Source organism: Caballeronia sp. RCC_10 (assembly GCF_041360715.1).
Taxonomy (GTDB): Bacteria; Pseudomonadota; Gammaproteobacteria; order Burkholderiales; family Burkholderiaceae; genus Caballeronia; species Caballeronia grimmiae.
Genome location: NZ_JBFUPT010000022.1, coordinates 57,722 through 69,644, shown reverse-complemented (window position 1 = coordinate 69,644; position 11,923 = coordinate 57,722). Strand labels below are relative to the sequence as shown.

12 protein-coding genes and 1 pseudogene are annotated in these 11,923 nt (G+C 62.2%); 5 read left to right on the top strand and 8 right to left on the bottom strand.

Annotation, left to right across the window (positions count from 1 at the left end; genetic code table 11):
• The first annotated feature begins 79 nt into the window (after window positions 1-79).
• On the top strand, window positions 80-394 hold the full coding sequence (locus AB6804_RS26135; protein WP_370888901.1) for a chemotaxis protein CheW: 315 nt from the start codon (window positions 80-82) through the stop codon (window positions 392-394).
• A 211-nt stretch (window positions 395-605) separates the two neighbouring features.
• On the opposite strand, the gene AB6804_RS26130 is transcribed toward AB6804_RS26135, so the two are convergent.
• The 5 genes from AB6804_RS26130 to AB6804_RS26110 are packed head-to-tail and all read right to left on the bottom strand — an operon-like array spanning window position 606 to window position 6,488.
• The gene (locus AB6804_RS26130) at window positions 606-1,430 is read right to left on the bottom strand and encodes an amidohydrolase family protein (protein ID WP_370888900.1); all 825 of its coding nucleotides are present in this window, start codon (window positions 1,428-1,430) and stop codon (window positions 606-608) included.
• Complete coding sequence (locus AB6804_RS26125; RefSeq protein WP_370888899.1) at window positions 1,427-2,449, bottom strand: hydroxyacid dehydrogenase; 1,023 nt, start codon at window positions 2,447-2,449, stop codon at window positions 1,427-1,429. Before AB6804_RS26125 ends, AB6804_RS26130 begins: the two co-directional genes overlap by 4 nt.
• Window positions 2,446-3,525, bottom strand: coding sequence for a LacI family DNA-binding transcriptional regulator (locus AB6804_RS26120; protein WP_370888898.1), 1,080 nt, complete (start codon window positions 3,523-3,525; stop codon window positions 2,446-2,448). Before AB6804_RS26120 ends, AB6804_RS26125 begins: the two co-directional genes overlap by 4 nt.
• 19 nt (window positions 3,526-3,544) lie before the next feature.
• Complete coding sequence (locus AB6804_RS26115; protein ID WP_370888897.1) at window positions 3,545-5,440, bottom strand: TRAP transporter large permease subunit; 1,896 nt, start codon at window positions 5,438-5,440, stop codon at window positions 3,545-3,547.
• A 16-nt stretch (window positions 5,441-5,456) separates the two neighbouring features.
• Complete coding sequence (locus AB6804_RS26110) at window positions 5,457-6,488, bottom strand: TRAP transporter substrate-binding protein (protein WP_370888896.1); 1,032 nt, start codon at window positions 6,486-6,488, stop codon at window positions 5,457-5,459.
• Between the two features lie 189 nt (window positions 6,489-6,677).
• On the opposite strand from AB6804_RS26110, the gene AB6804_RS26105 reads away from it, so the two are divergent.
• Complete coding sequence (locus AB6804_RS26105) at window positions 6,678-6,923, top strand: hypothetical protein (protein ID WP_370888895.1); 246 nt, start codon at window positions 6,678-6,680, stop codon at window positions 6,921-6,923.
• Window positions 6,924-7,489: 566 nt separating this feature from the next.
• Window positions 7,490-7,804: a hypothetical protein gene (locus tag AB6804_RS26100; protein ID WP_370888894.1), complete on the top strand. Its 315-nt coding sequence runs from the start codon at window positions 7,490-7,492 to the stop codon at window positions 7,802-7,804.
• 887 nt (window positions 7,805-8,691) lie between these two features.
• On the opposite strand, the pseudogene AB6804_RS26095 reads toward AB6804_RS26100, so the two are convergent.
• Window positions 8,692-9,303: pseudogene (locus AB6804_RS26095) on the bottom strand (substrate-binding domain-containing protein); the annotation flags it as partial.
• A gap of 160 nt (window positions 9,304-9,463) precedes the next feature.
• Here AB6804_RS26095 and AB6804_RS26090 point away from each other — a divergent pair.
• Entirely contained in the window at window positions 9,464-9,763 is a 300-nt protein-coding gene (locus AB6804_RS26090; RefSeq protein ID WP_370888893.1) for a DUF4148 domain-containing protein, read from the top strand.
• A gap of 157 nt (window positions 9,764-9,920) precedes the next feature.
• Here AB6804_RS26090 and AB6804_RS26085 read toward each other — a convergent pair whose 3' ends face one another.
• A complete protein-coding gene (locus AB6804_RS26085) occupies window positions 9,921-10,220 on the bottom strand; it encodes a type II toxin-antitoxin system RelE/ParE family toxin (RefSeq protein WP_370888892.1) in 300 nt (99 codons plus the stop codon).
• Window positions 10,221-10,352: 132 nt separating this feature from the next.
• Window positions 10,353-10,436, bottom strand: coding sequence for a hypothetical protein (locus AB6804_RS26080; protein ID WP_370888907.1), 84 nt, complete (start codon window positions 10,434-10,436; stop codon window positions 10,353-10,355).
• 799 nt (window positions 10,437-11,235) lie between these two features.
• On the opposite strand from AB6804_RS26080, the gene AB6804_RS26075 reads away from it, so the two are divergent.
• Window positions 11,236-11,736, top strand: coding sequence for an SRPBCC family protein (locus AB6804_RS26075; protein ID WP_370888891.1), 501 nt, complete (start codon window positions 11,236-11,238; stop codon window positions 11,734-11,736).
• The last annotated feature ends 187 nt before the right edge of the window (window positions 11,737-11,923 follow it).

The following is an 11,923-nucleotide window of genomic DNA, read 5'->3' as shown; positions in this document are numbered from 1 at the left end:
GCTGCTGATACTGAGTTCTTTCGTGCATCGCAACACCTTATACGAAACGGGTGTTGCACTTCAGATTTGAGGCTGCCGTGTGATTAATCTGCGTGGTCAGGTTATTCCGATCATCGACTTGCGAGTGCGGTTCGGGCTCGCAAACGTGACGTTCACCGAACAGACCGTCGTGGTGGTCTTGAACGTGGAGGGAACCGTAGTAGGTGCAGTGGTTGATTCCGTGTCCGATGTTGTCGAAATAAGTGCGGACGATATTAAAGAAACACCGGCCTTATCGACGAACCTCAACAGTGACCATATCACCGGAATTGCGACGCTCGAGGACCGCATGTTGATTATGCTAGATGCAGAAAGCTTTCTCGTTGGTGAGCACCTGATGCAAAGCATGGCTTGAGCGACGCGTTGAATCAATCCGCTGTTTAACGCCGGCACAGGTCGGCGTTCATTGGCAGACGCGACTCGCCGACCGTATGCGTCTCACGCCGGACGTCCTTCGGGCGGCAGTGAACCGGGCGTAAATCGGCAACGAAGGTGGCCGAGACTGTGGATAGCAAGTGCGAGACACCAGTCCGCGATGCTCCAATAATCGAAGTGCGGAGGCGCTGCTAACCCGCTTGAAACTGGTACAAGTCAGCGGGATTGTCGACAAGAATGTTTCGGCGCGCTTCGTCCCCCTCGACAAGATGCATCGCCCAGTCGAGCATGTGGGCGTCGTCAGGCAGGGGCCGCACGTTGGGATGCGGCCAGTTCGATGCCCACAGTCCCCGCTCCGGATACCGCGAGGACAGCTCGCTAACGAGCCACGCGACATCGTCGAATGCGGGGCCACCGACGCGGGAGCTTTCATACGGCGCCGACAGCTTGATCCAGCAGCGCCCGCCATCCAGCAGACGGCACAGCGACGCGAAGCCTTCGCTCTGCGGCGTGACAGGCGCGAGGAACTTGCCAAGGTGGTCGATCACGAGTCTGGACCCGAGACGCGACAGCATCGCCTCGTGTTGCGTCAACGTATGTCCGTCGAGCTGCAGGTCGATGTTCCAGCCAAGTGGCGCGATACGCGCGGACATCTCCGCTAACACGTCCCACGGCAGAACACCACCCGCGAGCATCATGAAGCGCACGCCACGAATGCCGGCGTCATGCAGACGCTGCAGTTCATCATCGCCGACATCGCGCGGCACGACCGCGATGCCGCGCGCCCCATGGCCCAGCTTCGCTATGGCGGCGAGCGTGCAGCGATTGTCGAAGCCATATCCCGTAGGCTGCACGACGATTGCGCGGGACAGGCCAAGCGTGCGCTGCACTTGCGCATACGCCGATGCAGGCGCCGGTGGCGGGATGAACGTTGCGCTCGGAGCGAGCGGATAGCGTTGTTCGTACACGTGGATGTGGCAATCGCACGCGCCCTCGAAAGAAAGCGGCGCTTTCATCGCGCATCCGCCGGAACGCCGATGCCCGCGTGGCCCCAGCGCGCCAGCCGGAAAGCGTGCGCCGCATTCACCGCGCCGTCCGGCATGCGCCCGTTGAACAGCGCCCCCGTCTGGGCGACTGTCTCCATCGACTGATGCTCGATCGCGGCCGGCGTCAACCCGCCGACATGAGGCGCCGCGATTACGCGCTCATGCGCAGCCAGCCGAGGCGATGGCATTTGATCCGCCGCGCGCCCGACATCGAGCGCGCATCCCGCGATGCGTCCGCTTTCCAGCGCGGCGAGCAGCGCGGCGTCATCGACCAGTTCACCTCGCGCCGCGTTGATGAAATACGCATCGGGCTTCATTGCAGCGAAGGCGCGCGAGTTCATCAGATTCGCGGTCTGCGGGTTTGCCGGTGCAAGACAGACGACGAAATCGGCCTGCGCAAGGAGGGCGTCCAGATCGGCCGCGTGCACGCGTGCATCGTCGATTCGCGCGTATGGATCGGACACCATCACGCGCATCCCGAATGCGAGTGCAAGCTCGCACAGATAGCGCGATATCTGTCCGTACCCGATCACGCCGAGCGTGCTGCCGCGCAGTTCGCGGCCCATCTGCGGCACGGGCGCTTCGTTACGGTGATATGCCGACGCATACGCGGTCGTCGCGCGTGCGAGATCGAGCATCGCGCCGATCACCCATTCGGATACCGCCGGCACGAAGCCCGCGCTCGCCTGCGTAACGAGCACGCCATGTTCGTTCGCGGCATCGACATCGACGGTGCGAATATCGACTGCGCAACGCACGAAGGCAGCCAGTTTCGGCAGCGCCTCGAACAGCGCGCGCGGCGCAGGCGTCTGCCGATACGCGATGACGACATCCGCGTCGCGTGCCTTGTCGGCAAGTTCGGCGGTGGTCAGCTCACGTTCTTCGGTGTTGTAGGCGACGTCGGCGATCTTCGCCAGCGCGGCCGCCGCACGGGCGCCGAAATAATGGTCCAGCCTGTGCCGGGGATGACTCACGAATACCTTGTTCATGTCCTGTTCCTGGATTGCATCTTTATCGGCATGGCGCCGCACGGACGCGCGACCGATTCGCGTTCTACGAGCGTGATATCCGTGAACAGCGCCTGCTCCGATGCGGGCATGGGCTCATCGTGCGGACGCATCACCCGTTCGACCATCGCGGCGGCCATGGCAGGCACTGGAAGTTGTACGGTGGTGAGCGCGGGGTTCGAGATCGCCGCCAGAAAGTGCCCGTCCATGCCGACGATGGACACGTCCTCGGGCACGCGCAGCCCCGATTCGCGCAAGCCCGCCATCAGACCGAGCGCCATCAGGTCGTTGACCGCGACGATGCCGGTCGGGCGGTCATCGTCGCCCGCCAGCCGGCGCGCGAGCGCGCGGCCGTTCTCCGCGATCATCGAATCGCCGTATTCGTTGACCGGACCGCTGTCGAGCACCTGCGCGCACTCGGACAGGCCGGCCTCGCTGGCAGCGGCGAGAAAGCCGTTGATCTTGTCGCGTCGGCTCATCGTGACGCCAGTCAGCGTCGCGAACGCGAGCCGCGTGTGACCGTGGACGATCAGATGACGTGTTGCCATCCGTGCAGCCTCGAAGTTGTCGGGCGTGACGTGGTCGACGCGCGTCGCCTCGCCTTCGGTCGCGCGGCGGTCGTAACTCACGACGACCATTCCACGTCCGGCGGCGGTTTCCAGATGACGCTCATTGGCGAGGGACGAGATCACGATCACGCGGCGCACGCCCTGCGAGAGCAGGTCCTCGAAGAACGAGGCTTCCTTTGCGGGATCGCGATATGTGTTGCCGATCATCACCCGATAGCCGAAACGCTCTTGCGCATACGTCTCGACCTCGCGCGCAATGTAGCCGTACATCGGATTGGCGATGGACGGCACCAGCAGTCCGACGATCGGCGTCTGCCCGGTCTTGAGCTGACGCGCCAGCGTGCTGGGGCGATACCGAAGCGTGCTCATCGCGGCCTGCACGCGCGCAAGCGTTTCCTGGCGCATCTGATCGGTGCGACCGTTGAGCACGTTCGATACGGTGCTCACGGACACGCCGGCTTCGCGGGCCACATCCTGAATGGTGCTCATAAGCGTTGACTTCTGCCGGCTACAGGCCGAGCCGGGTCGGCAGCCAAAGTGAAAAAGACGGCACCAGGACCAGCGCCACCAGTGCGATGCACAGCACCAGCATATATTTAAGCATGGGGCGCGCCACGGCCTTCATCTCCGTGCCGGTGATCGCGCAGGTCGCGAACAGGCCGAGACCGACCGGCGGAGCGAACAGGCCGAGACCCATTGCAACGACGATCACAGTGCCGAAGTGCAGTGGATGGATGCCGAGCTGGGTCGCGATCGGCGTGAGCAGCGGCCCGAAGATGATGAGCGCGGGCGCGCCTTCCAGCACTGCGCCGAACACGATCATGATGAGCACGGACAGCAGCAGGAACATCGTCGGGCCGTACTGATGCGCGAAAGCGATCATCGAATCGGACACGAGCGCGGGAATCTGCTCGATGGTCAACGCGAACGAAACGCTCGATGCCGCCGCCACGATGAACAGAATGCTGCTCGCCATCGAAGCCGAGCGCACGATTACGCGCGCAATCGACTTCGGCGTGAGTTCGCGGAACGCGAGCCAGCCGACGACGAGCGCATAAACCACGGCGAACGCGGAGACTTCCGTCGATGTCGCGATGCCCGAAGTCACACCCTTGCCGATCATCGCGATCATGACAAGCGCGACGAGCGCGCCGCCGAGCAGCGGCAGCCACGCACGCGGGTTCGTCAGGGCATCGGCGATGTTGATGCGCCGGCCGAAGATCACGGCGACGATCGCGAGCGCCACTGCGAGCACCGCGGCGGGCACGACGCCCGCGAGAAACAGCCCGGCGATCGAAATGTTCGCGACGAAGCCCATGATGATCATGTTGACGCACGGCGGGATAGTCTCCGCCATCACGGCGCTGCATGCGAGCAGCGCGGCTGCTTCGTTAGGGTCCTGGCGGCTCTGGCGCACGGCGGGCATCACCACGCCGCCGACCGCGGCGATATCGGCGAGCTTGGAGCCGGACACGCCCGAGAAGAACGCCGTCGCCATGATGGTGATCAGGCCGAGTCCGCCGCGTACCCGCCCGAAGATGCGTAATAGCAGTTCAATCAGGCGGGATGACATGCCGTTCGTTTCCATCAGGAGACCGGCAAGCACAAAGAACGGAATGGCGAGCAACACGAAGTGATCGGTGCCAGCCATCACCTGCTGCGAATAGACGAGCATCGGCAGGGTAGGTTCTGCGAGAAAGTAGAGCAGGGCCGAGAAGGCAAGCACGAAGCCAATCGGCACTCCGAGCACGAGTCCACCGATGAAGCCGATGGCGAGCAGCGCGCCGGCCCGGAGCGCATGACCCGGTACAAGGACGTTCCACGCATACACTGCCGCCGCGACCACCACGCACTCGATCAGCGTGCCGAGCACGATCCTGCGGGTGCCGTTGAGCGCATGGGCGAGCGCGAACACTGTCATCAACATGCTGCCCGCGACGAGCGGATACACGTTGATCCACGCGGGCAGGCCGCTTGGCGTCATCTGCCCGTACGAATCGACGAGCAGCAGACACGACGACACGCACAGATTGGCGGCGACGCCCGCAATCACCCAATGGCCGGCATGCACCAGCGCCGGCTGCCAGCGCTTGGGCAGCATGCCGCGAAAGAGATCGACGCCAACGTGCTGGCTGCGCCCGAGCACGGTGGCCGCACCGACGAAGACCAGCACGATCATCAGCGCGCGGGCGACTTCCTCGGCCCAGTCGAACGGATCGTGCAGGAAGTAGCGGTAGATCACGGACAGAAACACCACCAGCACGTCCGCCGCGAGCACAGCCGCACAAAGATATTCGATGCCGTGCATCAGGCGCACGAGACCGCGCGCGAGCGGCGTCTCGTGACCGAAGCCCGGTGCGGCAAGCGTCGCTTCCGGGCCGGGCGTCGCGGAGAAAGTGGTCATGGCGTCCTTCCTTCGATCAGGCCCGGGCCGAGGCGATGGCTGTAAAAAGCGGTGCGGTCGCGGGATATTGCTTCGCAAAGTTCGCGTACAACTGCGTCTGCATTTCCTTGCGCGCGGTGTCACGATCGGCCTGCGACATCGGATAGAAGGTCATGCCGCGCTTTTTCAGTTCCTGCTCGGCGCTGGCGGCGGTCTGAATGGCCGCGACGCGCTGCTTCGCGGTGGCGTCCTGTGCGGCCTTCTGGAACGCGGGACGCAGGTTCTCGGGGATCTTTGCGAGCGCGCGGCGGCCCATTACGACTACGAGCGGGCTGAAAACGTGCTGCGTTTGCCAGCATGACTTCACGACCTCGTCGTACTTGCTGGCGAGCACGGTCGCGCAATCGTGCTCGAAGCCATCGACGACACCCGTTTGCGCGGCCATGTACAGCTCGCCGATGGGAATGGGGGTCGGCACCGCGCCCATGAGCTTGAAGGTTTCCATGAACGCGGGCGTGGGCAGCACACGCAGCTTCACGCCCTTGATGTCCGCGAGCGATTGCGTCGGCTTCTTGGTGAAGACATTGCGGCCGCCGAAGGAATAGCCCCACGTCATGACGGAGCAGCCGGCGCGCTGTTGCAGCATGCTGTCGAACGACTTGCCGACGCTGCCGTCCATCGCGCGGCCAACGTGGTCGAAGCTGTCGAACACGTAGCCCAGGTCCAGCATGCCGAGCTCCGGCAGCACTGTCGCCCAGATCGACGAGCCGGTGACCATCATGTCCACGGCGCCCACCTTGACCTGCTGCACGACGTCGCTTTCCTTGCCGAGCTGGTTGTTCGGGAAGTAGTCGATGCGAATCTGGTCGCCCACGCTCGCCTTCAAGTTGGCGGCGAGATTCTCATACCACACGTAGTGGGCGGCGTTTTGATTCGCGGGCATCGAGGATGACAGCCTTAGCGTGACGGCCGGCTGCGCCCGCACAATGGCGGGAAAGCTCGCGCCCGCCGCCGCGAGCGACGCTGCCGAGGCTGCCTGAAGGAACCGCCGCCGGGAATTCGAGTGCATCGTGTGTCTCCTGATTGCCGCGTGAGCGCGGACGAGTCTGTTTCGCGCATGCGAAGAGGCGCCGCGCGGCTGTATCGATTTAGTGTATCGATACAGTAGGCGGACGGCTGTCTCCGGTCAATCGAGCGTTTTCCCGTAGGTTTTCCCCGTACCGCCGATCGTCGTCACCTTTTGGCCCGAAATAGGGCCATGTCTTCTACCTCGCTTGGCATGATCGATCCGTTGGCGTTCGGCGGCCGAGACAACGGCGTTGGGAAAAGGGAACGTGCGGTTCCCAAATCTCAACATGCCTACGGGGCTGCCGAATCGCCGGCAGTTTTTCGAGGAACGGGGCTGTCGATGGCCTATGGTTTCGCCAGACAATCCGGCTGCGCCGTTGGCATTCACTCGAAGCCCGGCCACGGCAAGACTGTTAGGCTCTACTTCCTGCTGTAGCGGCTGAACCGTCGATTCAACAACGGCGGAGACGTGTCGCCGAGTTTTGCGCGTAACGAGACAATCTTGGTTCGCAACGACCGGCCTTACGTGGCGGAAGTCGCGGCGATGATTCCAAGCCAGGGCGGGTATAAAACGCTCGTGTAGCACGGCTCGTATGACGCCGTGGAAGCACTAGCTCGGAACCCAGATTGAGCTTCTCTTCGCAGACCTGATCATGCCAGGGAGGGCGCGGGCACGACAGCGTCCGCCACCTCCGGGGCTACGAACGACATCCGAGGCTCCGGTTCCGCAGGCCGATGCAGTTGTCCGGAGCTGGGTCGTTGCGAATGCAAGATCGTCGGATAGCGAGCGCGACCTTAGGACGCGCAAATCGGACCCGATTTCGCCCTTCGCCCCGACGTGGCCACTGCGACAGGTTTCGAGTGTGCATTTAAGCGGTCGATGCAACACATTGGGCGTCCGCATGCTTATCAAACTGATAAGCAAATGCTAACATCATTCTCAGGGGGCTTAGGGCAGACGCAAAGCGTCCGCCAGCCAGAGATGCCATCAGGGGCACGACCGTGATTCAACAATCCGACTTCACCCACATCACGCAACCTTTCATCGAGCGGGAAATCGATCACCTGGCAAGGATGATCCGCTCCCGGCACTGGCACCGCAGTGTCGCATGGCCGGTGTCGTATTGGCGCGAGCGCATACAGATGTTGCGCCAAGCACCCGCCGCGGCGCCGGTCCAGCAGGCGCAACTGCTTTCGCTGCTTGATGAGCTTGAGCGAATCGCGGCGCAGCTCGATTCCTCTTCGACGCAAGGCGAGGTCTCGCACATCGGTGCCCGTCCGGGTCCGCGCAGCCATTGGCAACCCACGATGGATTGACGCATCTTCGCTGATCAACGAACGCGCGATCGATACGGATGTGTAGGAGACCGACACGCTACGCTGTGAGTGCGTTGTGCGCTAAGGGCCCATGAACTGAAGCCGATTGATGGCGTCAAAAAACCGCTTCAAACGGCGGGCTTCGCAAAACTCAAGCACTCGAAGCGGGTGTTTCCCTTGATGCGAAAAGATTTACGGCTTCGACGCGTCGTCGGCTTCATCCACCTTCCCGTCTTCCTTGGCGTCGCCCGAATCCTGACGCACCTCGCCCTTTGCTTGTTGTCGGATTGCACGGGCATGCAGTGCCGCTGAGTCTCCCGAGACAGCGTCCCGAGACACGTATGGCGAAGGCGCATTAGCAAAGGTGGTAGCTCGTACAAGCGTCAAGAGAAACTGTGTTGCCAATTGGCGCAGCGTACTGGATGGCACGGATTCACGATCTCCGTGTTCGCTACGCGTTGCTACCCGTTCAACTTGCCCGGCTGTCTGCTATCGAGCGTTGCGTCAATGACTGTACCCAAGGAAGAAGGGCAGCTTCGACGGTCCGCCGACACGTGGGTGAACCGGTTGACATGATCACACGCCCTCCGCAAAACGCATCAGTCCGCGACAGGCCGTCGCTCCTCGGTCGTTCGTGGGCGCTGCGATTAAGACGGCAAGCCGTTCTTCCTTCGCTGCGGCGACACGCAGATCATCGGCGAATCCGGATCAGGCAGATCCACGTCGCTCAATGCGCTCGCGCTGAAAACGGGCATCGACATCGGCGTGCTGACGTATGCGACGCGCGAAGGGCAAACGCTGGTCATTCTGGAACTGCCAAGTGGAATGTAGCGTAGCGGATTGGTGACAGATTGACTGGCGGTTTCGGCTTGCTTGTCAGCGGGGGGAGGGGCCGTCGAAGCGCGCACCGGGAGCACTGCGCGTACTTCGTGGCCGCGGCGCGACGGCGCGCCGTCGAGCGCATCGAGCAGATGTTGGGCGGCGAGACGTCCGATCTCGGCAGTATCGACGCGCATTGTCGTTAGCGACGGACGCAATTCGCTCGCGATCGCGAGATCGTCAAAACCGGTCACGGACAACTCGCCAGGAATGTCGATGCCGAGATCGTCCGCTTCGCGCAGGACGCCTAGCGCAATGTGATCGTTGCCGCAGATGATCGCCGTGGGTCGTTCACCCGTCGACTGCCAGATCGCGCGCAGGCTTCGCCTGCCGAATCCGATCGACGATTCACCTTCGAGCAGATATTCAGGCCGCACCGCGTGCCGTTCGAGCGCCGCACGTACCCGCGACCCGCGCTGCACGCGGTCGTTGTCGCGCGTGGGCTGCACGCGCACGGCAAACGCCCGATGTCCGAGGCCGATCAAATGCTCGGTGATTTCGGCGAAAGCCGCCCGTTTGTCGAAACCGATGCAATCGTGCGGGCTGCCTTCACGGTACGCATACGTCACCGGATACGGCACGCGATAGAGCCGCAGCGCGTCGCAGACTTCTTCGGGATTGACTCTAACAGCGCCACACAGCGATTAAGGGTTATCCCGAATATCGCAACTATGAGTTGTCCAATCGCTCATTAATCTTAAGCGTACGCTTACTTATACTGGAGTCACTGAAACGCAAACAGGGCTGTTTGCGAAAACAAAGATTCTGGAGGTAAGTATCATGAAACTCGCATCCATCATTGTCGCCGCTGCACTCGCTATCCCGGCAATTTCTTCGTTCGCTCAAAGCCAACCGCTGACCCGTGCGCAAGTAAAGGCTGAGCTGGTTGAGCTCGAACGCGCCGGCTATAACCCGAGCATGGACCGCACGACGTATCCGGCACAGATCCAGGCAGCGGAAGCAAAGGTTGCGGCTCAACACGGGCAATCGAGCTATGGCGGTGTGGCAGACACTTCGTCGGCATCGGGCGGCCCCGCTCACACCGGCAATAGCATCGCTCCTGTCTATTTCGGTCATTGATCGACCGATAGAGCCAAGACGCTCGCGGTAGATACTAGAGAACTGGCCGCTGCCAAATATCGCAGACGGCCGGTTTGCTTATTAGCACCTCCGCCACCGGCATGGCCGATGGCTTGCCCAGCACTCAACTCGTCCTGGGCTTTTTTCGTTCGTGCGTCTAGGGGAAAAGGGTAGCGGTGATGTCGCGGGCGCGATGCGGGACGTGAATAACGTCGATGCGGTACAGCTGTCCCGGGACGCGGTAGAAAATCTGATAGCCCCCTTGAACACGACGCCGGACGCCGCGATCGCCGTAGCCAGGGACGAAGGGGTAGGCGAGCGGCATGTCTGCATGCCTCATGCACTTTTTATGCAGCTCACGAACCAGGCTTAAGGCGCGGCATGGATTATCGCGGGCGATGTGGTCGCCGATGGCCTCGAGTTCGGCCTCGGCGGCCGGCAGGATCCGACCAATCATGCCTTGCCATTCACCATCGCCTGATACTTGGCTTCGAGCCGGTCGAACACTTCTTGGGCGGGCTTTCCTCGGCCGGCATCGAAATCGGCAATGCCTCGCTCGATCACGGCATCTATTGCGGCAAGCTTCGTCTTACGATCCTGAACTCAGTCGCACGCCTTCGCGCAACACTTTGCTCTTTGAGCCGTAACGGCCCGTTTCAATCAGCTTCGCCACGTGCCCCTCAAGCTGCTGGCCAAGGTCTGCGCTAATAACGGTTTTAATCTGTAAGTTTGTCGTCGTCGTAACTCTACCGCTTATCAATAGTTATCAATGGCCAGCGGAACGCTGCGTTTCGCGACTGACATGCCGCCCTTGACTAGCGGGGCTCATTTTTCTCTCCCCGGTTCTGACTTTGCCGCTTTCTCTCGCTAAAGCAAGCGCCGCGCGTCAGCCACAAGCGTGGTCAAGCCCAGCGCCGCGCAGAGGTTGTCCCCGCCCTAAGGATGGGGAACAAAGCTTTGCACCGCGTTAGCCGAAGCATCAGGTATGACGATTGTTGACATAGGGTGTCTCCTCCTCGTCTTACCTCTCTCGGTGGACGAGAATTCGCCCGCACTCAGGCCCGAGTGCGGGCTTTTTCTTGAACGTTGCGGAATCGCATCTAGGCTATTACTGCGCTCTCTTGGCTCTGGGCGCACTGGGTAGATCGCATCCGAGGTTCAGCCAGCTAACGTTCCGTGATGCGGGCTTTCTTTGGCGTCGCAATCGATGTCTCGAAGACTCAATATCCGTAGTACACGCGTCGGCGCTTTTACTCTCGGCGCTCCGCCGTTCCCGGCACCGCGCCATTCATGCCCACGCCACTCGCGTTGGCGCGAGTCCTCGCCAGGAACGACTGGAAGGTTTTCCCGCCGGAAAGGGGGCAAGTCACGATCGACCAAGTGGCCCGGTTCCGTGCGCTCGGAAGCGCTGGACGAGATCGACGAGGCCATGGCGCAGAATCCGGGGGAAAGTAAGCACTCTAGAGACGATCGTGCACGCGAGCGAATATCGGTTCGTTACCGTCTGGAAAATCGGGGCGCCGCTTCAGGCGGTATGGGACGCCATTCACGATCCGGCTGCGTGGCCGCAATGGTGGACATGCGTCGAGCATGTGAGCGAAGTGGAAAGCGGTGCGGCAGATGGCGTTGGCGCATTGCATAGTTATGTGTGGAAAGGGCGCTTGCCGTATCGAGTGCGCTTCGACATGCGCGTCACGCGCGTCGAGCCGCTCGCGTTGCTCGAAGGCGTGGCGAGCGGCGATGTGGAAGGCATCGGGCGATGGACGTTCTCACCGAGCGATGAGATCACCGCCGTGCGATACGACTGGCGCGTGCGCACCGGCCGTGGCTGGATGAATCTGCTCGCGCCCGTGGCGCGCCCCCTCTTTGAATGGAATCACGATTACGTCATGCAGAACGGCGGCGAAGCGCTCGCAAGGCGACTTGGCGCGACGCGGGTGAGCATCGGTCATCGTGAGCCGAATAGCGGATGATGAACGGCGTCACGCAGCCAGCGACTGCCTGCCTGGATTACCCCTGGCGGCGGGCTGTGATTGAAGGCGGCGGGCGGGAGAGGCGCAATCGACAGGCGGTGCCCCGGAGACGGGTACCGCATACCGGAGCCATCGACCTTTACTTGGGAACGGACTTACTCGCGAAGCCCGGCATCTGTCCAAACTT

What these genes read in the sequence shown, in the direction of transcription:
- AB6804_RS26130 (WP_370888900.1), bottom strand. Translation starts at nt 1,430, where the DNA reads ATGAAAGCGCCGCTTTCTTTCGAGGGCGCGTGCGATTGCCACATCCAC.
- AB6804_RS26125 (WP_370888899.1), bottom strand. Translation starts at nt 2,449, where the DNA reads ATGAACAAGGTATTCGTGAGTCATCCCCGGCACAGGCTGGACCATTAT.
- AB6804_RS26120 (WP_370888898.1), bottom strand. Translation starts at nt 3,525, where the DNA reads ATGAGCACCATTCAGGATGTGGCCCGCGAAGCCGGCGTGTCCGTGAGC.
- AB6804_RS26115 (WP_370888897.1), bottom strand. Translation starts at nt 5,440, where the DNA reads ATGACCACTTTCTCCGCGACGCCCGGCCCGGAAGCGACGCTTGCCGCA.
- AB6804_RS26110 (WP_370888896.1), bottom strand. Translation starts at nt 6,488, where the DNA reads ATGCACTCGAATTCCCGGCGGCGGTTCCTTCAGGCAGCCTCGGCAGCG.
- AB6804_RS26105 (WP_370888895.1), top strand. Translation starts at nt 6,678, where the DNA reads ATGTCTTCTACCTCGCTTGGCATGATCGATCCGTTGGCGTTCGGCGGC.
- AB6804_RS26090 (WP_370888893.1), top strand. Translation starts at nt 9,464, where the DNA reads ATGAAACTCGCATCCATCATTGTCGCCGCTGCACTCGCTATCCCGGCA.
- AB6804_RS26085 (WP_370888892.1), bottom strand. Translation starts at nt 10,220, where the DNA reads ATGATTGGTCGGATCCTGCCGGCCGCCGAGGCCGAACTCGAGGCCATC.